Source organism: Enterobacter sp. C3_dUdeg, assembly GCF_057536195.1.
The window spans coordinates 59696-84348 of sequence record NZ_BAAKFX010000005.1 but is presented as its reverse complement, the minus strand read 5'-3'; the positions used below and the strand labels follow the sequence as shown (position 1 = coordinate 84348).

Annotated in this window: 21 protein-coding genes; 11 read left to right on the top strand and 10 right to left on the bottom strand. The window is 57.2% G+C overall.

The window, feature by feature from the left end:
* Positions 1-10: 10 nt before the first annotated feature.
* The 4 genes from feoB to greB form a co-directional block, all read right to left on the bottom strand.
* Positions 11-2329: a Fe(2+) transporter permease subunit FeoB gene (feoB, locus tag AC27FC_RS14215; protein WP_033146822.1), complete on the bottom strand. Its 2319-nt coding sequence runs from the start codon at positions 2327-2329 to the stop codon at positions 11-13.
* A gap of 30 nt (positions 2330-2359) precedes the next feature.
* Entirely contained in the window at positions 2360-2587 is a 228-nt protein-coding gene (gene feoA, locus AC27FC_RS14210) for a ferrous iron transporter A (RefSeq protein WP_008503050.1), read from the bottom strand.
* Between the two features lie 335 nt (positions 2588-2922).
* A complete protein-coding gene (locus tag AC27FC_RS14205) occupies positions 2923-5253 on the bottom strand; it encodes a Tex family protein (RefSeq protein ID WP_487160232.1) in 2331 nt (776 codons plus the stop codon).
* An 87-nt stretch (positions 5254-5340) separates the two neighbouring features.
* Positions 5341-5814, bottom strand: a complete 474-nt coding sequence (greB, locus tag AC27FC_RS14200) for a transcription elongation factor GreB (protein WP_014885539.1) — start codon at positions 5812-5814, stop codon at positions 5341-5343.
* A 232-nt stretch (positions 5815-6046) separates the two neighbouring features.
* On the opposite strand from greB, the gene ompR reads away from it, so the two are divergent.
* Both ompR and envZ read left to right on the top strand, forming a co-directional pair.
* The gene (ompR, locus tag AC27FC_RS14195; protein WP_001157751.1) at positions 6047-6766 is read left to right on the top strand and encodes an osmolarity response regulator transcription factor OmpR; all 720 of its coding nucleotides are present in this window, start codon (positions 6047-6049) and stop codon (positions 6764-6766) included.
* Positions 6763-8109: a two-component system sensor histidine kinase EnvZ gene (envZ, locus tag AC27FC_RS14190; protein ID WP_010436407.1), complete on the top strand. Its 1347-nt coding sequence runs from the start codon at positions 6763-6765 to the stop codon at positions 8107-8109. The genes ompR and envZ overlap by 4 nt, the downstream gene beginning before the upstream one ends.
* A gap of 97 nt (positions 8110-8206) precedes the next feature.
* Here the strand turns inward: envZ and pckA are convergent, their stop codons facing one another.
* The 5 genes from pckA to AC27FC_RS14165 form a co-directional block, all read right to left on the bottom strand.
* Positions 8207-9826 (bottom strand): phosphoenolpyruvate carboxykinase (ATP), encoded by a 1620-nt coding sequence (gene pckA, locus AC27FC_RS14185; RefSeq protein WP_196355112.1) that lies wholly within the window; start codon positions 9824-9826, stop codon positions 8207-8209.
* Positions 9827-10185: 359 nt separating this feature from the next.
* On the bottom strand, positions 10186-11070 hold the full coding sequence (gene hslO / locus AC27FC_RS14180) for an Hsp33 family molecular chaperone HslO (RefSeq protein ID WP_161495995.1): 885 nt from the start codon (positions 11068-11070) through the stop codon (positions 10186-10188).
* Positions 11071-11087: 17 nt separating this feature from the next.
* Complete coding sequence (hslR, locus tag AC27FC_RS14175) at positions 11088-11489, bottom strand: ribosome-associated heat shock protein Hsp15 (protein WP_029740483.1); 402 nt, start codon at positions 11487-11489, stop codon at positions 11088-11090.
* Positions 11486-12169 (bottom strand): GMP/IMP nucleotidase, encoded by a 684-nt coding sequence (gene yrfG / locus AC27FC_RS14170; protein ID WP_196355113.1) that lies wholly within the window; start codon positions 12167-12169, stop codon positions 11486-11488. The genes hslR and yrfG overlap by 4 nt, the downstream gene beginning before the upstream one ends.
* Before the next feature lie 67 nt (positions 12170-12236).
* Positions 12237-14372 (bottom strand): intracellular growth attenuator family protein, encoded by a 2136-nt coding sequence (locus tag AC27FC_RS14165; protein WP_033146817.1) that lies wholly within the window; start codon positions 14370-14372, stop codon positions 12237-12239.
* A 324-nt stretch (positions 14373-14696) separates the two neighbouring features.
* Between AC27FC_RS14165 and nudE the strand changes: the two genes are divergently transcribed.
* Positions 14697-15257: an ADP compounds hydrolase NudE gene (gene nudE, locus AC27FC_RS14160; protein WP_008503041.1), complete on the top strand. Its 561-nt coding sequence runs from the start codon at positions 14697-14699 to the stop codon at positions 15255-15257.
* Between the two features lie 88 nt (positions 15258-15345).
* On the opposite strand, the gene mrcA is transcribed toward nudE, so the two are convergent.
* Positions 15346-17898 (bottom strand): peptidoglycan glycosyltransferase/peptidoglycan DD-transpeptidase MrcA, encoded by a 2553-nt coding sequence (gene mrcA / locus AC27FC_RS14155; protein ID WP_094934889.1) that lies wholly within the window; start codon positions 17896-17898, stop codon positions 15346-15348.
* A gap of 120 nt (positions 17899-18018) precedes the next feature.
* On the opposite strand from mrcA, the gene AC27FC_RS14150 reads away from it, so the two are divergent.
* The 8 genes from AC27FC_RS14150 to damX all read left to right on the top strand — a co-directional run bounded on the left by AC27FC_RS14150 (position 18019) and on the right by damX (position 24634).
* Positions 18019-18795: a type IV pilus biogenesis protein PilM gene (locus tag AC27FC_RS14150; protein ID WP_112778196.1), complete on the top strand. Its 777-nt coding sequence runs from the start codon at positions 18019-18021 to the stop codon at positions 18793-18795.
* Entirely contained in the window at positions 18792-19286 is a 495-nt protein-coding gene (locus AC27FC_RS14145; protein WP_033146814.1) for a PilN domain-containing protein, read from the top strand. The genes AC27FC_RS14150 and AC27FC_RS14145 overlap by 4 nt, the downstream gene beginning before the upstream one ends.
* Before the next feature lie 3 nt (positions 19287-19289).
* Positions 19290-19745, top strand: a complete 456-nt coding sequence (locus tag AC27FC_RS14140; protein WP_094934891.1) for a HofO family protein — start codon at positions 19290-19292, stop codon at positions 19743-19745.
* A complete protein-coding gene (locus tag AC27FC_RS14135; RefSeq protein WP_063441756.1) occupies positions 19735-20139 on the top strand; it encodes a HofP DNA utilization family protein in 405 nt (134 codons plus the stop codon). Before AC27FC_RS14140 ends, AC27FC_RS14135 begins: the two co-directional genes overlap by 11 nt.
* A complete protein-coding gene (hofQ, locus tag AC27FC_RS14130; protein WP_224435150.1) occupies positions 20066-21289 on the top strand; it encodes a DNA uptake porin HofQ in 1224 nt (407 codons plus the stop codon). The genes AC27FC_RS14135 and hofQ overlap by 74 nt, the downstream gene beginning before the upstream one ends.
* Positions 21290-21575: 286 nt before the next feature.
* Positions 21576-22097: a shikimate kinase AroK gene (gene aroK, locus AC27FC_RS14125; protein ID WP_003861630.1), complete on the top strand. Its 522-nt coding sequence runs from the start codon at positions 21576-21578 to the stop codon at positions 22095-22097.
* Between the two features lie 57 nt (positions 22098-22154).
* Positions 22155-23243 (top strand): 3-dehydroquinate synthase, encoded by a 1089-nt coding sequence (aroB, locus tag AC27FC_RS14120; protein ID WP_196355114.1) that lies wholly within the window; start codon positions 22155-22157, stop codon positions 23241-23243.
* A 92-nt stretch (positions 23244-23335) separates the two neighbouring features.
* Complete coding sequence (gene damX, locus AC27FC_RS14115; protein WP_033146809.1) at positions 23336-24634, top strand: cell division protein DamX; 1299 nt, start codon at positions 23336-23338, stop codon at positions 24632-24634.
* Positions 24635-24653: the final 19 nt, after the last annotated feature.

Sequence of the window (24653 nt, the reverse complement as noted above, 5' to 3'; positions counted from 1 at the left end):
GGTTTACTCCTTAGTGACAGTCGCCCGCCGGGCTGCTGCAGCAGGTCGCGGCGGTTTTACGGTTTGCCAGCAGGTCGATGTCGACGCGGCTGCGCGCACGCCGCAGTAAACCGAGCACTATCACGTTAAACAGCACAACCGCGAGAATGCAGACCAGGCTGTAGCGCGGATGCTGGCTGAAATTAACGGTTTGATAAAAGAGCGTCGACAGCGAGTACGCAATGTTTAACCCCCACAGGATGGAGAAGCCCATCCAGCCGCGGCTGGACTCGCGGGCAATCGCCCCCATCACGGAGATGCACGGAATGTAGAGCAGAACAAAGATGAGGTAGCTGTAGGCCGCGGACGCGCTGCCAAATTTCTCGCCCATCACGCCCATGGCACCTGTTGCCATTTCGCCGTCGCCTTTGCTGGCCTCAATAGGGTTCGCCAGCACGCTCAGGCTGAAGGTGTCTTTCAGGCTCTGCCAGGTTTCCTCTACGGCACCCAGCAGTTCATGACCGAGATGAAACTCTGCCGGATTAAATTCCTGTTCCTGAATGTTCTCGGCGGTGTAAAGCGTGTTCAGGGTGCCGACAACCACCTCTTTCGCCATCGCGCCGGTGAATAGCCCGACGGTTGCCTGCCAGTTATCCTCATGCACGCCAATCGGTTTGAAGACCGGCGTGATGACGCGGCTGACGGAGGCGAGGGCAGAGTCGTTGATGTTATCTGCCGCCTGCCCGCTGAGGGTGAAGCTGTTCAGCGCGCTCAGGAAAATGCTGACGATGACAATCACCTTACCGGCGCGCAGCACAAAGCCCTTCAGGCGCTGCCAGGTCTGGATCGCCAGGCTTTTCAGATGCGGCACGTGATACACCGGCAGCTCCATCACAAACGGCGACGCTTCACCGCGCATGATGGTGTGCTTCAGCATTAAACCGGTAAGAATAGCCATCACGATGCCCAGCACATACAGCGAGAAGACCGCCAGCGCGCCCTGCTGACCAAAGAAGGCTGCGGCAAAGACCGCAAAGATGGCCAGACGGGCACCGCAGGACATAAACGGCGCCATCATGATGGTCATCAGACGTTCACGTGGCGCATCCAGGGTGCGTGCGCCCATCACCGACGGTACGTTACAGCCGAAGCCGACAATCAGCGGGACGAAGGATTTACCCGGCAGACCCAGCGCCTGCATCAGACGATCCATCACGAACGCGGCGCGCGCCATGTAGCCGGAATCTTCCAGGAACGAGAGGAACAGATACATCATGCCGATCTGCGGCACCAGAGGCAGAACGGTGTTGATACCGCCGCCGATCCCCTGTGCAAGGAAGATGGTTAACCATTCCGGGAAGTGCAGAGTGTAACCCACCCACTGAATTCCGTGGACGAAGACCGCGACGGAACCGGCGTCGAAAATAGGCTGGAGTGCGCCGCCGATGTTAATGGCGAGCAGGAACATCACGTACATCACCAGCAGGAAGATGGGCAAACCGAGGAAGCGGTTAAGCACGACCTTATCCACCGCTGCCGTAAAGCGGCTGGGCTCTGCCGTCAGCGCGTTACTGACAACGTCGCAAATCGAGGCGATGGCCTGGTAACGCGCATCGGCGATGTGCAGCGCCGGGTCGTCCAGCTCGTCGCTAAGACGGGCCACCGTCGCGTCCAGCTTATCAGCCGCATGCCCGGCGTAAGCGCGGCTGTAGATATCCCCTTCCAGCATCTGCAGGCCGAGCCACAGGCGCTGTTTCGCAGGCATGCTTTTGTCCATCTCCTGCGCCAGCACATTGGCTTCGCGCAGGAGAGGCTGCGCGTAATGCACCAGCTCAATGTCATGATTTCCCTGGTGACGGTCAATGGCCAGCTTCAGCGCATCAATACCGCGAGCGCGCGTCGAGACCAGCGGAACGACCGGGCAACCCAGGCGCGCGGAGAGGGCATCGACGTCGATACGAAGCTTTTGTTTCTCCGCAATGTCGAGCATGTTGAGCGCCACGATGCAGGGGATGCCCAGCTCCAGCAGCTGCAGCGTCAGATAAAGGTTACGTTCGAGATTGGAAGCGTCGACCACGTTGATCAGCAGGTCCGCGTCGCCGCCAAGAATATAGTGGCAGGCAATCTGCTCATCGAGCGAGGTTTGCGACGAAATGGTGGTTAAGGAGTAGGTGCCGGGAAGGTCAACCAGCGTCACCTGGTTGTCCGTTGTCGTGAACTGGCCCTCTTTACGCTCAACCGTCACGCCCGCCCAGTTGCCCACGCGCTGGCGGGCTCCGGTTAGCTGGTTAAAAAGCGTCGTCTTGCCGGAATTAGGATTGCCAATTAAGCCAATAGTTAACTTTTTCATTTTTTTAGACTCACTGAAACCGCTGGCTTGTTATCGGGATAAGGCTTCGACTTCTATTAACGCGAGGTCTTTCTTACGCAGCACCAGATTCACGCGGCGGGTTTCGATATGAACCGGATCGCCCAGCGGCGCCACGCGCACGACCTGGAATGACGAGCCGGGCAGCATGCCCAGCGACAGCAGCTTTTGCCGATAGGCCGGGCTAATTTCGCGGGTAAAACCGGTAATCTTCCATGCACTGTCTGGAGTGAATTGCATAACGCCTGATTCCACGAAAGGTTAAATTATCTACTATGGGATGATAATGAGAATAGTTTTTATCAGCAATATTAAAACTGTGACGGAATGTTGTTTACGGTATTAATTTACGGCCTGTTTGACCTGGCTCAATATTTGCTGAATTGCCAGGAAAACGAAAAGGGGAGTATTTGTTAACGGGGTGATAATTCGTGGTTTAAATATGGCTATGCAATCGGTTTCATATATTTCGATATGATTTTATTCCCCCACCCATGAGGACGAGGGGGAAAGACCGCACCGTGCGATCCCCTCTCCCCTTTGAGGAGAGGGTTAGGGTGAGGGGCATTGTAACCTTAGCGTTTCTTACCCATCGCTGCCGCCAGCGCATCCATCATCGCGCTGTTGCCTGCAGGCTGAGCATCACGTCCGCGCGGTTTTGCCGCTTTTGCGGCCGGGCGCTGCTGCTCGCGGCCACCGCCATTGCCGCCGCGGCGCGCGCTGGTGTCGCCCGGCTGCTCGTCCAGACGCATGGTCAGCGCGATACGCTTGCGCTGCAGATCGACTTCCAGCACTTTCACCTTCACGATGTCGCCCGCTTTGACCACGGTGTGCGGGTCTTCAACGAACTTGTCGGCAAGGGAAGAGATATGCACCAGACCGTCCTGATGCACGCCGATATCCACAAACGCGCCAAAGTTGGTGACGTTGGTCACCGCGCCTTCCAGCACCATGCCGGGCAGCAGGTCGTTCATGGTTTCCACGCCGTCAGCAAAGGTCGCCGTTTTGAACTCAGGGCGCGGATCGCGGCCCGGCTTTTCCAGCTCTTTGATGATGTCGGTAACGGTGGGAACACCAAATTTGTCGTCGGTGAAATCAACGGCTTTCAGGTTGCGCAGGGCGCTGCTGTCACCCATAAGATCTTTCAGCGCCTGCTGGGTGGCGGCCAGAATGCGCTCCACAACCGGGTACGCCTCCGGGTGCACGGTGGAGGCATCCAGCGGGTTATCGCCATGGTTGATGCGCAGGAAGCCCGCACACTGCTCAAAAGCTTTTGGCCCCAGACGGCTCACCTTCAGCAGCTGCTGACGGTTCTGGAACTGGCCGTTCTCATCACGCCAGGCGACGATGTTCTGCGCCATCATGCAGGTTAAGCCCGCCACGCGGGTCAGCAGGGGAACGGAAGCGGTGTTCAGGTCAACGCCGACGGCGTTTACGCAGTCTTCCACCACCGCATCCAGCTTGCGCGCCAGCTGAGTCTGGCTCACGTCGTGCTGATACTGGCCCACGCCGATGGATTTCGGGTCGATCTTCACCAGCTCCGCCAGCGGATCCTGCAGGCGGCGTGCGATAGAGACCGCACCGCGCAGGGAAACGTCCAGGTCCGGGAACTCCTGGGCCGCCAGCTCGGACGCGGAATAGACGGATGCTCCCGCTTCGCTGACGATCACTTTCTGCGCCGTCACTTTCGGGAACTGCTTCTGCACGTCGAGGTAGAAACGCTCGGTTTCGCGTGAGGCCGTACCGTTGCCGATAGCAACCAGCTCCACGTTGTATTTTTCGCACAGCGCCGCTACCACGACGGCCGCTTTCGCTGCCTGGCCGGTGTGCGGATAGATGGTATCGGTCGCCACCAGCTTGCCGGTGCCGTCAACCACAGCGACCTTCACGCCGGTACGCAGGCCCGGATCGAGACCCATGGTCGCGCGCAGGCCGGCAGGGGCGGCCATCAGCAGGTCGTGCAGGTTACGGGCGAAGACGTTAATCGCTTCGTCTTCGGCGCGCTCGCGCACGGTGCCCATCAGCTCGGTTTCGAGGTGCATCAGCACCTTGATGCGCCAGGTCCAGCTCACCACGCCTTTGCGCCAGCTGTCCGCCGGGGCGTTGTTCAGGCGCAGGCCGAGATGGTCGATAATGATCTGCTCGCAGTGGCTCTCTTTCGGCGGCTCGTCGAACTGCGGGTCGGCGTTCAGGGAGAGCTGGAGCACGCCTTCGTTGCGGCCGCGGAACATTGCCAGCGCGCGGTGTGAAGGGGCGGTAGAGATCGGTTCGTGGTGATCGAAGTAGTCGCGGAATTTCGCGCCTTCTTCCTCTTTACCCGCGACGACGGTAGAGACGATGTGGGCATTCTTCCACAGGTAATCACGCACTTTAGCGAGCAGGGCGGCGTCTTCGGCGAAGCGCTCCATCAGAATGTAGCGCGCGCCGTCAAGGGCGGCCTTGGTGTCCGCTACGCCTTTGTCGGCGTCGATGAATTTGGCGGCTTCGGTTTCCGGATCGTGGGACGGCTCGTTCCACAGCAGGTCGGCCAGCGGCTCAAGACCCGCTTCAATCGCAATCTGCCCGCGCGTGCGGCGCTTCGGTTTGTACGGCAGATAGAGATCTTCGAGTTCGGTTTTGCTCAGGGTGCCGTTGATGGCGCTTTCAAGCTCGCTGCTCAGCTTGCCCTGTTCGCCGATGGATTTGAGGATCGCCTGACGACGTTCTTCCAGCTCGCGCAGATAGCCCAGACGGGTCTCCAGGTTACGCAGCTGCGTGTCATCCAGACCGCCGGTGACTTCCTTACGATAGCGTGCAATAAACGGCACGGTGTTCCCTTCATCAAGCAGGCGAACGGCAGCTTCTACCTGTTCGGCTCTGGCCTGAATATCACCCGCAATAATGCGGCAGAGCGAATCTTTCATCATGGCTTTATCATCTGTTGAGTCGAAAAATCAGGGGATAGTTATACGGGCTGACACGGCAAAATGCCAGCCGGGGAGGGCGCTCTCGGACTATTTTACGTAGACGATCTCATTGACGTACCAGCTGGCTTCACCGGCTGGAGTCTGAACGACGGCCAGATCGCCCACTTCCTTTTTCAGCAGCGCGCGAGCCATCGGGGAGTCGATGGAGATGTAGTCCTTACGACCAAAAATTTCATCGTAGCCGACAATGCGAAAACGCAGAGTGTCGCCATCGTCGTTTTCAATTTCCACCCACGCGCCGAAGAACACTTTGCCCTCCTGCTGCGGGGAGTAATCGACAATTTTGAGATTCTCGAGACACTTCGTCAGGTAGCGAACCCGGCGGTCAATTTCGCGCAGCCGCTTTTTGTTGTACTGGTAGTCAGCGTTTTCGCTGCGATCGCCCAGGCTTGCCGCCCAGGTCACCTTTTTGGTTACTTCAGGACGCTCTTCGCGCCAGAGGTAATCCATCTCTTTTTTGAGCTTTTCGTACCCTTCGCGGGTGATCAGGGGCGTTTTCATGGTAAAGCCTTTGCTGCCTGCCGGTTAACTGTCTTGCGCACAATACGTACCGCACAGTGTAACAGACAGGATTAAAAATGATTTATGTGATGAAATGAGCAGATAAGCTGCTGTTAAATATGCTTTGTAACAATTTCGACTAGAATTTATACCAGAATTAACTGGTCGAATACGTGCACTTTTTTAGAATACGCTGTTACAAAGACTATCCGAACCTTTGGGAGTACACACAATGCAAGAGAACTACAAAATTCTGGTCGTGGATGACGACATGCGCCTGCGCGCGCTGCTGGAACGTTATCTGACCGAGCAGGGCTTCCAGGTTCGTAGCGTCGCGAACGCTGAGCAGATGGACCGTCTGCTGACCCGTGAATCTTTCCACCTGATGGTTCTCGACCTGATGCTGCCTGGCGAAGACGGGCTTTCTATTTGCCGCCGTCTGCGCAGCCAGAGCAACCCGATGCCGATCATCATGGTGACGGCGAAGGGTGAGGAAGTTGACCGTATCGTCGGCCTCGAAATTGGCGCGGATGACTACATTCCAAAACCGTTTAACCCGCGTGAACTGCTGGCGCGTATTCGCGCTGTTCTCCGCCGTCAGGCGAACGAACTGCCTGGCGCACCGTCGCAGGAAGAAGCCGTCATCGCCTTCGGCAAGTTCAAGCTGAACCTCGGCACGCGCGAGATGTTCCGTGAAGACGAGCCAATGCCGCTCACCAGCGGCGAGTTTGCGGTTCTGAAAGCGCTGGTCAGCCACCCGCGTGAACCGCTTTCCCGTGACAAGCTGATGAACCTGGCGCGCGGTCGCGAATACTCCGCAATGGAACGCTCCATTGACGTGCAGATCTCCCGCCTGCGCCGCATGGTGGAAGAAGATCCTGCGCATCCTCGTTATATTCAGACCGTATGGGGTCTGGGCTACGTGTTCGTCCCGGACGGCTCTAAAGCATGAGGCGAATGCGCTTCTCGCCGCGTAGCTCGTTTGCCCGCACCCTGTTGCTGATCGTCACCCTGCTGTTCGTCAGCCTGGTGACGACCTATCTGGTGGTGCTGAACTTTGCGATCCTGCCGAGCCTCCAGCAGTTTAATAAGGTCCTGGCCTACGAAGTCCGTATGCTGATGACCGACAAACTGCAGCTGGAGGACGGCACGCAGCTCGTCGTTCCCCCGGCGTTTCGCCGTGAAATCTACCGTGAGCTGGGCATTTCGCTCTACTCCAACGAAGCGGCGGAAGACGCTGGCCTGCGCTGGGCGCAGCACTACGAATTCCTCAGCCAGCAGATGGCGCAGCAGCTGGGCGGCCCAACGGAAGTGCGCGTTGAGGTCAACAAAAGTTCGCCCGTCGTCTGGCTGAAAACCTGGCTGTCACCCAATATCTGGGTGCGCGTTCCGCTGACCGAAATCCATCAGGGCGACTTCTCGCCGCTGTTCCGCTACACCCTGGCGATTATGCTGCTGGCGATAGGCGGCGCGTGGCTATTTATCCGTATACAGAACCGACCGCTGGTCGACCTGGAGCACGCTGCGCTGCAGGTCGGTAAAGGGATTATTCCACCTCCGCTGCGCGAGTATGGCGCCTCGGAAGTCCGTTCGGTGACGCGCGCGTTTAACCATATGGCGGCAGGCGTGAAGCAGCTGGCGGATGACCGTACGCTGCTGATGGCGGGCGTCAGCCATGACCTGCGCACGCCGCTGACGCGTATTCGTCTGGCGACGGAGATGATGGGGGAAGAGGACGGTTATCTCGCCGAGTCCATCAACAAAGACATCGAAGAGTGTAACGCCATCATCGAGCAGTTCATCGACTACCTGCGCACCGGGCAGGAGATGCCGATGGAGATGGCGGATCTGAACGCGGTGCTGGGCGAAGTGGTGGCGGCGGAAAGCGGCTACGAGCGCGAGATTGATACCGACCTGCAGGCGGGTGAAATTCAGGTACGCATGCACCCGCTCTCCATCAAACGTGCAGTGGCGAATATGGTGGTCAACGCGGCGCGCTACGGCAATGGCTGGATTAAAGTCAGCAGCGGGTCTGAACTCAACCGCGCCTGGTTCCAGGTGGAAGACGACGGTCCGGGCATCAAGCCCGAGCAGCGTAAGCATCTGTTCCAGCCGTTTGTGCGCGGCGACAGCGCTCGCAGCACCAGCGGCACGGGCTTAGGCCTGGCGATTGTTCAGCGTATTATCGATAACCACAACGGACTGCTGGAGATTGGCACCAGCGAGCGGGGTGGGTTGAGCATTCGCGCCTGGCTGCCGGTACCGGTGACGCGGGGGCAGGTGAAAGAGGGTTAAAAAAAGGTGCGGCCTGATGCCCTCACCCCGACCCTCTCCCACGGGGAGAGGGAGAAAACATTAAAAAAGGCAACTTTCGTTGCCTTTTTGCTTTTACCTACAGCTTCGGACCCGCGCTCACCAGCGCAGCACCCGCCGGGGTATCGGTGTACTTCTCGAAGTTCTCGATAAACAGCTTCGCCAGCGATTCCGCTTTCTCGCGCCACTGCTCCGGAGAACCGTACGTGTTGCGCGGGTCGAGGATATGCGTATCCACACCCGGCAGCGACGTTGGGATCGCCAGGTCAAACATCGGCAGCGTAAAGGTTTCGGCGTCGTCCAGAGAACCATCCAGAATGGCGTCTATAATCGCGCGGGTATCTTTGATGGAGATACGTTTGCCGGTACCGTTCCAGCCGGTGTTCACCAGGTATGCCTGCGCGCCGGATGCCTGCATGCGTTTCACCAGCACTTCAGCGTACTGCGTCGGGTGCAGCGACAGGAAGGCCGCGCCGAAGCAGGCGGAGAAGGTTGGGGTTGGCTCCGTCACGCCACGCTCGGTACCCGCCAGCTTGGCGGTAAAACCGGAGAGGAAGTGATACTGCGTCTGGCTGGCCGTCAGGCGAGACACCGGAGGCAGCACGCCGAACGCATCCGCGGTCAGGAAAATGACCTTCGTGGCATGACCCGCTTTTGACACCGGCTTCACGATATTGTCGATGTGGTAGATCGGGTAAGAGACGCGGGTGTTTTCCGTTTTCGACGCATCGTCGAAGTCGATGGAGCCGTCGGCACGCACGGTGACGTTTTCCAGCAGCGCATCGCGACGGATCGCGTGGAAAATATCCGGCTCGGCCTCTTCAGACAGGCGAATGGTCTTCGCGTAGCAGCCGCCTTCAAAGTTGAATACGCCGTCGTCATCCCAGCCGTGTTCGTCATCGCCAATCAGGCGACGTTTTGGATCGGTGGACAGGGTGGTTTTCCCGGTGCCGGACAGGCCGAAGAATACCGCCACGTCGCCTTTTTCACCGACGTTAGCCGAGCAGTGCATGGAGGCGATGCCCCGCAGCGGCAGCAGGTAGTTCATGACCGAGAACATCCCTTTCTTCATTTCGCCGCCGTACCAGGTACCGCCGATCAGCTGGATACGTTCGGTCAGGTTGAAGGCCACAAAGTTTTCGGAGTTCAGACCCTGCTCTTTCCACTGTGGGTTAGTGCATTTCGCTCCGTTCATCACGATGAAATCCGGGGTGAAATCCTGCAGCTCTTCGTCGGTTGGACGAATAAACATGTTTTTCACGAAATGCGCCTGCCAGGCCACTTCAGTGATAAAACGCACGGAGAGACGGGTATCGGCGTTAGCGCCGCAGAAAGCGTCGACAATGAACAGACGCTTGCCGGAAAGTTGATGGGTGACGAGCCCTTTCAGGTGCTGCCAGGTTTCCGGGGAGAGCGGTTTGTTGTCGTTCTTCCCTTTGCCCTTGTCAGCCCACCACAGCGTATCGCGGGTGGTTTCGTCTCGGACGATATACTTATCTTTCGGCGAACGACCGGTAAAAATACCGGTATCGACGGCGATAGCACCAAGATTCGTCAACACACCACGCTCGTATCCTTCCAGTGCTGGATTGAGCTCTTCCTGATACAGCATATCGTAGTCGGGGTTGTAGACGATTTCCTGGACGTCGTGAATACCATAAGCCTTGAGATCTTGCGGGGTTAAACCAGTAACACGCATATCACTGCTCCTTAGCCAATATGTACTGCCTGAAATTGTAGGGTTTTTCTGAGGTTGTTAACCGCGACGGGGCTCATAGATTTACGCATCTGGACAAAACCCTTACTAACGGAAAACGCTGCGACTCCAGTCACAGCGCAGGCGGATTATCGCAGGAATCGCTTTTTGGTTGGGGAAAATGTTCCGAAAAGGTTAAAGAGTGGTGATTTTATCGGAAAGAATGTGAATGTAATCGCATACACGTAAGAAAATTACGTAAGAGTTACATAAGGAAAACGATTCAGCTTGGGGGGAGTTTTTTACCCCTCACCCCAGCCCTCTCCCCTTTGGGGAGAGGGTTAGGGTGAGGGGAAAGAGGTTTAGTGAACCTGCGGATCCGCCGGGGAGGCGTTATTGCGGATCTCAGCGATATCCATCGAATTGAACACGTAGTGCGTACCGCAGTAGTCACAGTGCATATCAATTTCGCCGTCTTCCGCCATGATGCTGTCGATCTCTTCATCCGGCAGGGTTTTCAGCGCGCCAGCACAGCGCTCGCGTGAGCAGGTGCACTTAAATTCCACGGACTGCGGATCGTAAACCGTCACTTCTTCTTCGTGGTACAGACGCCACAGCACGTCGGTCGCCGACAGGTTGAACAGCTCTTCCGCTTTGATGGTTTCGGTCAGCGTCGCCAGGTGCTCAAAGTCATTGGTCTGTGCGTCCTGCGCAGGCAGAACCTGCAGCAGCATACCGCCCGCAGCAGGCTGACCGTCCACTTCACCGGTGCGGATGAAGAGACGCGTCGGCAGCTGTTCAGAACGCATGAAGTAATCTTCCAGGCAGGCTGCCAGGGTATCGCCTTCCAGACCCACCACGCCCTGATAGCGCTCACCTTCCTCAGGGGAGATGGTGATCACCAGGTAGCCATTACCCACCAGCGTTTTGAGGTCTGCATTTTCAGGCACGTCGCCCTGAACGCGCGCCACGCCGCGCATCTGCTGCTGGTTATTGCCGTTGATCACCGCCAGCGTCATCGGGCCGTCGCCCTGCAGCTGCACGGTGATATCACCGGCAAACTTCAGCGTCGCCGTCAGCAGGCTGGTGGCAACCAGCAGTTCGCCCAACAGGGTCTTCACCGGCAGCGGGTAGTTGTGGTTTTCCAGAATCTGTTTCCAGGTTTCGGATACGGTGACCAGCTCGCCGCGCACGGCGAATTGTTCAAACAGATAGCGGTGTAATTGGTCGTGTTGGGCCATTTTCATCTCTCGTGCGGGTGAGGTTAATCAGTCTCACCGTGTTTAAATTTCATCAGATCGCGACGCTCTTTTTTATCCGGTCGCCGGTCCGGGTGGGGCATCGTCAGCGCATTCATTTTGCGCGCCAGCGCGGTCTTCTCGCGCTTTTCAATGCTCTCCGCTGTCTCTTCATAAAGCAGTACGGCTTCCGCTGCAGGTCGACGCTGTTCGGTAATGGCTTTAATCACCACCGTACGTTCATCGTTGCCCTGACGCAGCGTTAAGGTCGCATTCAGCTCAACCAGCTTGCTCGGTTTGCTGCGCTGGCCGTTGTAATGCACTTTTCCGCCGTCAACCATCTCGCGGGCGAGGGCGCGTGTTTTATAAAAACGCGCTGCCCACAGCCATTTATCCAGTCTTACCCCGTCAGAGGGTTTTTCTTTCATGGCGTCTCCTTCACGGTCAGTGAGGGGATCATCTGGCGATAGTCGTTCAGCCCAGGGTGGCGCAGATAGCTTTTTTCAGCCAGGCCAGAGTCAGGATTGGTCACGCCCAGACAGTAGCGAATGCCAAACCTTGCCGCGGAATCCAGAATGGGCTCGCTGTCATCAATGAACAACGTACGTTCTGGCTGCAAACCCGTCTCTTCCCTCACCGCATGCCACAACCGCTGATCCTCTTTCGGATAACCAAATGTGTGGGTGGAAAGTAATAAATCAAGGTGCGACGCCAGACCGGTATGCTCCAGCTTCACCGCCAGATTATGTGGATGCGCGTTGGTCAACAAAATACGGCGCTTGCCGCTCGCTTTCAGCGCATCCAGAAAGGGCACGGTATCCTCGCGCAGAACGGCGCGCGGGCCCTGGGCGGTGGTCATGGCACAAATACCCAGACCGAGGCGCTCGCTCCAGTAGTCAAGACAGTACCAGTTTAGCGTATGTTGCACCGCACTATATTGCGAACGAATGAATGCCTGCGCTTCTGCCGGGGAGATCCCCTGCTGCTCGCCATAGGTTTCTGGAACCAGCGTTTGCCAGAAATAGTTATCAAAGGCGAGATCGAGCAGCGTGCCGTCCATATCCAGCAGAACGGTATCTACCTCCTGCCAGGCGATATCAAGATGCATTAGGGGGAACTCCAGCCAGAAGAAACGTGCGCGACAGGGTAGCACATCTTGTCGCGCAACGACGTTATCAGATCAGGCTCTCAGACGAGGGGATCAGCTTTGGATTGAGGCAGTTTTCATAATACTGCTGAATGTCGGCAAGCCGGGTGCGCGAGCGCTGGTAGCGGCGCAGGGCCATAAAGCCGTTCCAGAAAATGGCGATCAGCATCGCGGTCATCAGCAAAGAGGTGCCGATGTAACGCCACAAGCCTGCGCTATCCGGCATCCGGTGCAGGCCGATATGGCGAGTGCCGTTGGCGTCGGTATAAATACTCGTGACAATCCCTTCGGCGCTGAACGGCGTTTGCATCAGCATCTGCGCCAGGCGCTGGAACTGGCTCCACTGCTCCTGTGCCGGGTAGTCATAAAGCGCAACCTGCGGGTAGGGCTGATCGACCAGATCGCTGCCTTCATCGCTTGCTATCACAAAGCCACCCGGCGCCGGGCTGTTCAGCGCCTGAGCCGCACGGGTGGTCTCGCGCATCATGAACGGCGACGTCGAGGTGGCGACCAGGTTATCCAGCGATTCCGCGCTCACCGGACGCAGCAGCACGTTAACGCCATCCAGTCGTCCCGCTTCGGCGCGTTTTACCAGCGAGTCCCAGTCTTTGCTGTTCCCCAGGTTTACCAGGGCGTTTTTAAGGCGTATGCACTCATCCTGAGAGGAGCATAAATCCTGCGTTTTCAGGACGATGTCACCAAAATCATCCAGCAGAACCATGCCTGATTTCTGAATGGCCGAGCGCAGCGCGGGGCTGACGCGCGAATCATCGTCCGGTTTCGGATGCAGCTGGCGGTTAACCGTCTGGGTAAGAGCCGTGGCCTTGTTCACCACTTCGGATTCCGGCAGCGGCAGCGGCGGCGCGTCGTTCCAGATAATTTGCGAACAGTCGAACGGCATGAACGGCGAGCTCTGACGCGTGTTCCACGCCCCCGGGGTGTGAATATTACACATCCCGGTTCCCTTCAGGCGCAGCGTGTCCCCCACGCGTACACCGGCTTCATCCAGTTTGTTGACGCTTGTCGCTTCAATGGTTTGCGCCCCTTTGATCCACGACAGGGTGAATTTAATGGGCATATCCAGCGGCACGAAAAGCAGCAGCATGGCTAAGACCAGCGCGGCGCCGCCGGCAATGACCGTACTGCGCAGCCAGTGCTGAAGCGGGAAATTTTTCACTTCATCATGCAGGGATAAGAAGCGCCCCTGACGCACAACGTGGCGGTCAAGGTAGATATCAATATCGGTTTTCTGCCCTAGGTCCTGCGCGATCCACGGCTGCCAGTGGCGCGGGTAGATCAGGTCGATAATACCGAGCGAAATATTGTTGAGATGCTCCTGATCGTTTTCACCGAACAGGCCCCAGCGCTTTGGCGTCCCGCGCAGGCAGTGGATCTCGCGCAACGAGGTTTTAGCCGGTGGAGCAAAGAGACCCCAAAGCCCGCCGGCCAGCAGCAGCACCGCGCCGCCTGCCAGCCAGGGGACAAACACATCCGGCGTCAGCAGGCAGATAAAAAAGAGCAGGAAAGCAGCAACGATCAGAATGGCTTCACGGATGCCGTCCGGGCGGCTCAGGGCGTACTCTTCATGCGTTTCCTGGCGAATGTTCAGCAGTTCGATCTGCTCTGTCTCTTCGCCACGAATGGACGCCTGCGTTGAACTCGCGCGCTCCAGCGCAAAACGCGGGGCTTCCTGAAGGTATTCATTCAGCGTATGGCCGTTAAGCGTGATTACCAGAGGCAACGAATCGGTGTGAATCAGCTCAACGCTGTTTTCGTCATTAATGTATTGCTCCCAGGACGGGGGCAGATGCACTTCGACGGAATCAAGGTAATAGCGCCATTTGTTGGGGTCATCAGTGGTGATGCCATAGCGCGTGATGGAGCGCGTCACGCACAGCACGGTATCACTTTGCGCATTCAGCTTTAGCGCGACGGGCGCAGCGGTGGCTCCCGTTGGCCCAGGCGTTAACTGAGTACGGTTCAGGATTTCGAGATAGTTTTCAACCGCATCGCGCTCGTCCTGCGTGAGTTTACGCGTGCTCGCACCCGCAAATGCGTTTAAAAAAGGCAGACGATAACGGCGCTGTACGCGGCGCCTGTACAACCACCCTGCAACCAACGCGCCGGCCAGCATAGCAGCGAGAACAATCAAAATGGTGCTCATGCTTTCCCCATCTTACTTATCTTCTTACAGGTGTAGTCAGTAGCACCTTTACATTGAATGAGAGTCTGTGGCTGGCTATCGGCAAGTATGGAGTCGAACTTGAGCATTCTGAAGCGCATCCCAGTGACCGGTGATGATAGCAAAGCCTGTTATGGCGCGATATCAGCAAATTCCTGGAAACATTTCAACCTCTTGACATTTGTTTTGAATTGAGGATTGATCCCTGATACGTTGCACAAATGTAAATAAAGAACGATTGACATTGCCGAAACCGTGCGGCATATCGCACAATAACGCCAGTTCTCACTGCTAAGACCCATCAAGATGAGCAAACCATTACAAAAACCCACCATTCTGAATGTTGAAACTGTCGCCAAATCGCGCCTGTTTAATGTCGAAAGTGTGGACCTGGAGTTCAGCAACGGTGTGCGTCGCGTTTATGAACGTATGCGCCCCTCTTCGCGCGAAGCGGTGATGATTGTTCCCATTGTCGACGATCATCTGATTTTGATCCGCGAATACGCTGTGGGAACGGAATCTTACGAGCTTGGGTTCTCGAAAGGGCTTATCGACCCGGGTGAAACCGTCTTTGAAGCGGCAAACCGCGAGCTGAAAGAAGAGGTCGGCTTCGGTGCGAATGAGCTTTCATTCCTGAAAAAGCTAAGCATGGCGCCGTCCTATTTTTCCAGCAAAATGAATATCGTGGTGGCTGAAGATCTCTATCCTGAATCGCTGGAAGGGGATGAGCCGGAGCCGCTGCCGCAGGTTCGCTGGCCGCTAGCGCACCTGATGGATCTGCTTGAAGACCCTGACTTTAATGAGGCTCGCAACGTGAGCGCGCTGTTCCTGGTACGGGAGTGGTTGAAGGGGCAGGGGCGACTGTAGTGGCCTGATGCCCTCACCCCAACCCTCTCCCACGGGAGAGAGAGCAAACACAAAAACGGCAACCAGAGGTTGCCGTTTTGCTTTGTTGTCAGAACAGCTCGTGCGTCTCGCCGTTATCAATAATCTCTGTCCCCACCTCGTGCACCGCCTGCGTGGTTGGCTGCGTGCCCTCGATGAAATACTCTTCGCGACTATTACCGCCGTTGGCGAGTTGACCGGTGCTGCGGTCGATATTAACCGTCACCACGCCTGGCGGTGGCGTTAACGGCTGCTCCGGCACGCCTTCAAGAACGGACTTCATGTAGGCGTCCCAGGCCGGCTGCGCGCTCTTCGCACCGCCTTCGTAGCCGGAAATCTGATCCTTAATCGCGCCGGAGGCCGTTGTACGGCCTAAGTCACGGCGGTGATCGTCGAAACCGATCCAGACCGACGTCACCACGCCCGGACCGTAGCCGGAGAACCACGCGTCTTTCGAGCTGTTGGTTGTCCCCGTTTTACCGCCGATATCATGGCGCTGCAAATCGCGCCCTGCGCGCCAGCCTGTGCCCTGCCAGCCCGGTTCACCGAAGATGTTGGTGTTCAGCGCGCTTTTGATCAGGAACGACAGCGGCGTGTTGATCACGTGCGGGGCATACTCCGGCGCGCCGGTCTGTGCCACCAGCGACTGGTTAGCCTGCTCAAGCTGCGGCTGCGGCACGACGCCGCTCTGCTGCTCCTGAGACACGGCAGGGTCTTCCATGTCCTTGTTTTCAAGCACCTCGGATTTCGGCGTATTGCCATAAATCACCGGAATATCGCAGTCAGGGCAGGCAATTTTCGGCTTCGCTTCGAAGAGCACGCCGCCCTGATCGTTCTCGATCTTGCTGATGAAGTACGGGTCAATCAGGAAGCCGCCGTTGGCCATCACCGAGTACCCGCGTGCGACCTGAAGCGGCGTAAACGAGGCGGAGCCTAACGCCAGCGACTCGGTGCGAACAATGTTCTGCGCCGGGAAACCGAAGCGCTGCAGATACTCTGCGGCATAGTCGACGCCCATTGCGCGCATGGCGCGCACCATCACCACGTTTTTCGACTGTCCCAGGCCCTGACGGAGACGAATAGGACCGGCATACTCCGCAGGGGAGTTCTTCGGCTGCCAGTCGGAACCGGCACCGGCATCCCAGCGGGAGATTGGGACGTCGTTAAGGATGCTGGCGAGGGTCAAGCCCTTATCCATCGCTGCCGTGTAGAGGAACGGTTTGATATTGGAACCGACCTGACGCAGCGCCTGAGTGGCGCGGTTAAATTTGCTCTGGTTGAAATCAAACCCGCCGACCAGGGCCAGGATGGCACCGTTCTGTGGATTGATAGAGACCAGGGCCGAGTTGACGTCCGGCACCTGTGCCAGCCACCAGGATTCGCCTACTTTCCGCACCCAGATTTGCTGCCCGGTCTGGACGGCATCGGTCACTTTACGCGGCGTTGCGCCCTGCAGCGTATCCGAGCGGTAAGGACGCGCCCAGCGGATACCGTCCATACGCAGGGAGACGGACGTACCGTCCGCGAGCGTCGCAACGGCTTCCTGAGGATCGGCCTGCGTCACCACGGCAGGAAGGAGCGGACCATAGGTTGGCAGCGCCTTCAGCGTACTGGTGATTTTTTTACTGTCCCACGCGCTTTCGCCCACTTTCCAGAGCACGTTTGACGGGCCGCGATAGCCGTGACGCATATCGTAGTCCATCACGTTGTTCCGCACCGCTTCCTGAGCCGCCTGCTGGACTTTACGGGTGACGGTGGTGTACACGCGATAGCCATCTTCGTAGGCCTTGTCACCATAGCGATTCACCATCTCCTGGCGAACCATTTCGGTCAGGTAAGGGGACGCGAAGGCGATCTCAGGGGCGTGGTAGTTAGCGTCAATGACATCGTTACGCGCCTGGTCGTACTCGCTCTGGCTGATGTAGCCTTCGCTCAGCATACGTGACAAAACGACGTTACGGCGCGCGGTGGCGCGATCGAGCGAGTAGAGCGGGTTAAACGTGGACGGCGCTTTCGGCAGACCGGCGATGGTTGCCATTTCGCTTAAGGTGAGCTGCTCAACGGGCTTACCGAAGTACACCTGTGCGGCAGCCCCCACGCCATAGGCGCGGTAACCCAGGTAGATTTTGTTGAGGTACAGCTCAAGGATTTCGTCTTTGCTCAGCAGCTGCTCAATACGGATCGCGAGGAACACCTCTTTGATCTTGCGTATCAGCGTCTTTTCAGGGCTGAGGAAGAAGTTACGCGCCAGCTGCTGCGTAATGGTACTCGCCCCCTGAGAGGCGTGACCAGAGAACAACGCAATGCTCGCGGCACGGAAAATCCCCACCGGATCGACACCGTGGTGCTCGTAAAAACGGCTGTCCTCCGTGGCGATAAAGGCTTTCACCATCACGGGGGGGATTTGGTTTAAGGTCAGCGGAATACGACGCTTCTCGCCATACTGCGCCATCAGCTCGCCATCGGCGCTATAGACTTGCATCGGGATCTGGAGGCGCACATCGCGAAGCGTGGCGACATCAGGTAGCTGTGGCTCAATATATTTGTACAAACCGTAAATCGAGCCTGCTCCCAGCAGAATGCAACAGACTGCAAGGATGAATAAATACTTTACGAACTTCACCGGAGATTTCCCATTTGGTTTCACTTGGGCAGTTTCTAAACAATCGCGCGGTAGTATAAAGGCAAGCCTGATTCATTGATATAGCCGTCAAGACGACGGGCGATAAGGAGATCGTGAAGCATGGCTTTCAAAACATGGCAAACGGGCGTTCATATTCAACAGGATAGGGTGCAGATCGTCGCCTTGGCCCGGGAGAAGTCGGGCTGGTGCTTGCGCCGCTGGTGGGCGATTCCTCTGGACGAGGGCATCATTCGTGACGGCAAAATTTGTCAGCCAGAACAGCTGGTTGATGCGTTACGCGACTGGCGCAAAACGCTGCCGCACTACCATCGGGTGTTCCTCTCTTTCCCGGCAGCACGCACCCTGCAACGGTCGCTCCCCCGCCCGACCGTTGCGCTGCGTGACAGCGAGCAGCTCTCATGGCTTGGCGCGGCGCTCGCGCGTGAACTGGAGATGTCTGCCGATACGCTCTGTTTCGATTACGCGCAGGATACTTTCAGCAATACCTTTCACGTGACCGCCGCGCAAAACAACGAGATCGACACCCTACTGGCGCTGGCGAAAACGCTGCGTTTGCGGCTGGTGGCCATTACGCCGGATGCCAGCGCGCTGGCGAATCTTCTTCCTGCGGTGGCGCCAGCGACGTGCGTCGCCTGGCGCGACGACCGGCAGTGGCTGTGGGCGATGCGCCACCAGTGGGGACGCCGCTTTACCACAGAAGCCGAAAGCGTGGCCGAGCTGGCGGCGCTGCTGGCGCTTGGTCCGGATGACATCGCGCTGTTTGATAACCGACGTGACCCGTGGGAAATCCTGGAACGCTGCCATGCCCCGCTACCGGACTGCGGCGCTGATTATACCGTTGCGCTGGCGCTGGCCATGAGCGAGGTGCCCGGATGAGCCTCATGAACTTTCTGCCCTGGCGACAGCAGCGGCGCGCACGATGCCTGCGTTTCTGGGGGGCAATGTGTGTCGGCACCGTGCTGTTGATGTTCGCGGTCATTTTCTGCCTGCGGATAAACCCTGTTATGAGGCTGCACGCGCTGCAAACGGAGCTGACGGGAATGCAGACCGTGCAGCACGCGCTTGCCTCCCGGCAGAAACTCGCCTCACAGGCGCAGAAGCCAGCGCAGACACGTCAGCAACGCGCATGGCAACCGGTGCTGGAATCCCTTTCCCGCGCCACTCCTTCACAGGTCTGGCTGACAGAGCTTCGCTATCAGCCTCCTGCTCTGATGTTGACCGGGTATGCCATAACCCTGCCAGCCCTGTCTGCTCTGCGCGATGCGCTGGGCCAAATAGCGGGTTTTACGCCCGGAACGGCGGGTGAGCTTCGGCAGGACAGCCAGGGGCGCTGGATGTTCACCCTCCATCTTAAAAGCGAGGGGTAACGCATGGATACCCTGTTAGAACGCTGGTGCGAAAGCCGTCCCTGGTATCGGGTGCTTTTTTGGTGTCTGGGGAGTCTCCTGGCAGGACTGGCCGCATGGGGCACCTTGCTCAGACCGCTGGACAGGCAGTGTGCTGAACGACAGCGACAGCTGATTCAGGACGCGAGGACGAACGCGGCGTTATGGCCTGCCGTCAGAAAGGTGCCGTTTCGTACGGAAACAACGGAAGTACGCGAGCTGACGCCGTTTTCCCCGCTCGATTTTCAGGGTGATAACGCGACGCTGGTTCACTGGAAGCCGCTGCAAAACGGAGGGGAACTGATGCTGGAGGTGGAGTGGCAGGCTCTCCCGGCGCTTTTTTCCCGGCTGGCGCAGCGGGATGTGCAGATCGCCGCTTTCGCGATTGCACCACAAGGTACAGCGTTGCGCCTGCGGCTGGAGCTGGAACATGCGAAATAGCGCGCGATATTTGCTGGTTTGCTCAGCGCTGCTATTGACCGGCATGCGCGATCCGTTTCGCCCGCCGGACGATCCCTGTGCCATTGGCGAGCTGGCGCAGTGGCGCTATCGCGGCATGGTGGTAGGACAGCAGGCTATCGGCATTTTACAGGATGGGCAAAAGCGCTGGTACCGGCTGAAAACGCATGAACGCTTCCCGGCGGGCTGGACGATAACAGCCATCAATGAAACGGAACTGGTTGTTGATGTGGGTGACACATGTGAACCAGGAACATGGACGTGGCAACGAGAAGGAACGGATAAGAATGAATTTACGGATAATGCTGTGGCTGCTGGCGTTCAGCCATCCGCTGTGGGCCGCCGCGCCAAAACCGGTCACGCTGGTGGTGGATGACGTGCCTGTAGTCCAGGTGCTGCAGAGCCTGGTCGCACAGGAGAACCGAAATCTGGTGATATCGCCTGACGTCGGCGGCACGCTTTCGCTCAACCTGACGCGCGTCCCCTGGCGGCAAGCGTTACAGACGGTTGTCACCAGCGCTGGCCTCGTTTTGCGAGAGGAGGGCGGTATTTTTTATGTGCATACCGCGGCCTGGCAGCGTGAACAGCAGGAGCGCTCAGAACAGGAGCGAACGCGTCGACAGCTTGAGGCACCGCTGGTTTCTCACAGCCTCGCTTTCTCCTATGCCGATGCCGGAGAGCTGCAAAAAGACGCTGAAAAACTCCTGAGCCCAAAGGGAAGTTTGTCTCTCGACAAACGCACCAACCGGCTGCTGATTCGCGATAACCAGACGGTGGTGGAGACGCTGCAGCGCTGGGCCGCTCAGATGGATATTCCTGTCGAACAGGTCGAGCTGGCGGCGCATATTGTGACCATTAATGAAAAAAGCCTGCGTGAGCTGGGAGTGAAATGGAATCTCGCCGACGCCGCCGACGCGGGAAAGGTTGGCCAGCTCACCACGCTTGGCAGCGATCTTTCCGTCGCCAGCGCCACCAGCCACGTGGGTTTTAACATCGGACGGATCAATGGTCGGCTGCTGGATCTGGAGCTTTCTGCGCTGGAGCAAAAACAGCAGGTCGATATCATCGCCAGCCCGCGGCTGCTGGCCTCGCATATGCAACCGGCCAGCATCAAGCAGGGGAGTGAAATTCCGTATCAGGTCTCAAGCGGCGAAAGTGGCGCAACCTCCGTTGAGTTTAAAGAGGCGGTATTAGGGATGGAGGTCACGCCGGTGGTCTTACCGGGAGGGCGCGTGCGCCTGAAATTGCACATCAGTGAAAATATGCCGGGACAAGTCCTGCAGCAGGCTGACGGCGAAACGCTGGCGATCGACAAACAGGAGATAGAAACCCAGGTGGAGGTAAAAAGTGGAGAAACGCTGGCGTTGGGGGGAATTTTTTCGCAGAAGAACAAAACTGGCAGCGACAGCGTGCCGGGGCTGGGGAAAATCCCCTGGCTTGGGCAGCTTTTTCGCCACGATGGGAAGGATAATGAACGGCGCGAGCTAGTGGTGTTTATTACACCACGTCTGGTCGGTATTCGCTGACGGGTAACGATCCCCGCAATGATTTTGCATTCAGTTTGTTGCAGATGTTTGACGTGGGGCATGAATTAGCATACAAGGAGTACCGATTTGAGTTGGACTTACGTCTTATTACCTTATGCGCCCGGCGCGGTGATTTAATCAGTTGCCAAACAAGCCGGAGTATTGAGATAATTTTTAGTCTGACTCTCGCTCTATTGCATATGAGGTTTCAGTTCATGTCCTGCTACGCTGGGTGTCTGCGAAGCGGGAATTACCATTAACGAATAGTCTTAGTAGTACCGATAAAATGGCAGAGAAACGCAATATCTTTCTGGTTGGGCCTATGGGTGCCGGCAAAAGCACTATTGGGCGTCAGTTAGCTCAACAACTCAATATGGAATTTTACGATTCTGATCAAGAGATTGAGAAACGAACCGGAGCTGATGTGGGCTGGGTTTTCGATGTAGAAGGCGAAGAAGGTTTCCGTGACCGAGAAGAAAAAGTGATCAACGAACTCACGGAAAAACAGGGCATCGTTCTGGCAACAGGCGGCGGTTCTGTGAAATCTCGCGAAACCCGTAACCGTCTCTCCGCCCGTGGCGTAGTGGTCTATCTTGAGACGACCATTGAGAAACAGCTGGCACGTACGCAGCGCGATAAAAAGCGCCCGCTGCTGCAGGTTGAAACGCCACCACGCGAAGTTCTGGAAGCGTTGGCCGATGAACGCAATCCGCTGTATGAAGAGATTGCCGACGTGACCATTCGTACTGACGACCAGAGCGCTAAAGTGGTTGCAAACCAGATTATTCATATGCTGGAAAGCAACTGATTCTGGCTTTATATACACTCGCCTGCGGGTAAAAGCATTAAAGGTGGATGTCGCGTCATGGAGAGGATTACAGTTACTCTCGGGGAACGTAGTTACCCTATCACCATCGCGGCTGGTTTGTTTAACGACCCAGCTTCCTTTTTACCACTGAAAGCGGGTGATCAGGCGATGCTGGTCACCAATGAGACGCTGGCTCCGCTTTATCTCGACCGCGTACGCCACCTGCTTGAGCAGGCGGGCGTAAAAGTCGACAGTGTGGTTCTCCCCGATGGCGAGCAGTATAAAAGCCTGACGGTACTGGATACCGTCTTTACCGCATTGCTGCAAAAACCGCACGGTCGCGATACAACACTGCTTGCCCTGGGCGGCGGTGTTGTGGGCGATCTGACCGGATTTGCGGCCGCAAGCTATCAACGTGGTGTCCGTTTTATTCAAATCCCGACCACGTTGCTGTCCCAGGTCGACTCCTCTGTGGGTGGCAAAACGGCAGTTAACCATCCGCTCGGCAAAAACATGATTGGCGCGTTCTACCAGCCCGCATCGGTGGTGGTGGATCTCGACTGTCTGAAAACCCTGCCGAAGCGCGAACTGGCTTCGGGTCTGGCAGAAGTGATCAAATACGGCATTATTCTCGATGGCGAGTTCTTTAGCTGGCTTGAAGAGAATATGGATGCGCTGCTGTGCCTGGATGAGGCTACACTGGCATACTGCATTCGTCGTTGTTGTGAACTGAAAGCAGAAGTTGTCGCTGCAGACGAGCGTGAAACGGGCTTACGTGCTTTACTGAATCTTGGGCATACGTTTGGCCACGCCATTGAAGCCGAGATGGGTTACGGCAACTGGCTGCACGGTGAAGCCGTCGCGGCCGGTATGGTCATGGCAGCGCGCACCTCTGAACGTCTGGGGCAGTTTAAACCTGAAGAGACGGCACGCATCATTGCGCTGCTTGAGCGTGCAGGTTTGCCGGTAACCGGGCCGCAGGAGATGTCGGCGCAAGCGTATTTACCCCACATGATGCGCGATAAAAAAGTATTGGCAGGTGAGATGCGTCTTGTACTCCCGCTTGCAATAGGGAAGAGTGAAGTGCGCGGCGGAGTGCCGCACGATGTCGTTCTTGGCGCTATCGCTGATTGTCAGCAGGCGTAACAACTAGAAAGGTCAGGCCACTGTCGCAGGTGGTCGTTTAGCTTCAGGTGAAATGCAAAGTCGTTAGCATAAGCCTTTGAGTGGGGTGTTAAATGGATGAATTCAAACCAGAAGACGAGCTGAAACCCGATCCCAGCGATCGTCGTACTGGTCGTTCTCGTCAATCTTCAGAACGTGATAACGAGCCGCAGATCAACTTTGACGATGTTGATCTGGATGCAGACGATCGTCGCCCTTCGCGCAGCCGCAACGCGCACGAAGAGCGAGCAGAAGAGGATTATGAGTCCGAAGAAGATTCAATGGACGAACAGCCTGTAGAGCGTCGCCCGCGTAAACGTAAAAAAGCCGCTGCGCCGAAACCGGCTTCCCGCCAGTACATCATGATGGGCCTGGGCGTTCTGGTGCTTGTGCTGCTGATTGTCGGCATTGGCTCCGCGCTTAAAGCACCGTCAACGAACTCAACCGAGCAAACTGCTTCCGCTGAGAAGAGCATCAACCTGTCCGGTAACGATGCGACCAATCAGGCGAATGGCGCACAGCCTGCACCGGGTGCGACTTCCGCAGAGCAGACCGCAGGTAACACCACAGCGCCGCAGGATGTTTCTCTGCCGCCCGTTTCTTCAACCCCTGCTCAGGGTCAGGCACCTGCTACGCCTGAAGGCCAGCAGCGCGTAGAAGTTCAGGGAGATCTGAACAATGCGCTGACGCAGCCGCAGAACCAGCAGCAGGTTGATAACGTCGTGGTTAACTCTACGCTGCCAACTGAGCCGGCAACCGTTGCCCCGATTCGCGGTGGTAACGCTCAGCCACAAACGGCTGCGACGGAAACCAAACCGCGCCAGACGCAAACTGCGACGCGTCCTGAACGTAAGCAGGCGGTGATTGAGCCTAAGCGTGAAACCAAACCTCAGGCAGTCGTAAAAGCGCCTGAAGTGAAAGCGGTACCGGCACAGCCGAAACGCACCGAAACGGCTGCGGTGAGCGAGCCTGCTAAAGCGCCAGTCACGCAGACTGCGCCGAAAGCAACGGCAACCACAGCTGCACCTGCAGCAACGGCTCCGGCAGCCACGGCAACAGCCTCCAGCAGCGCCGCAGGCAAAACTGCAGGTAACGTTGGCTCGATGAAGTCTGCGCCATCCAGCAACTACACGCTGCAGCTGAGCAGTTCGTCTAACTATGACAACCTCAACAGCTGGGCGAAGAAATCAAATCTGAAAGACTATGTTGTTTATCAGACGACCCGTAACGGTCAGCCGTGGTATGTGCTGGTCAGCGGCGTTTATTCGTCCAAAGATGAAGCGAAACGTGCCGTAGCGGCACTGCCAGCGGATGTTCAGGCAAAAAATCCCTGGGCGAAGCCGATTCATCAGGTTCAGGCCGATCTGAAGTAATGTTTAAAGCGCAGGATGC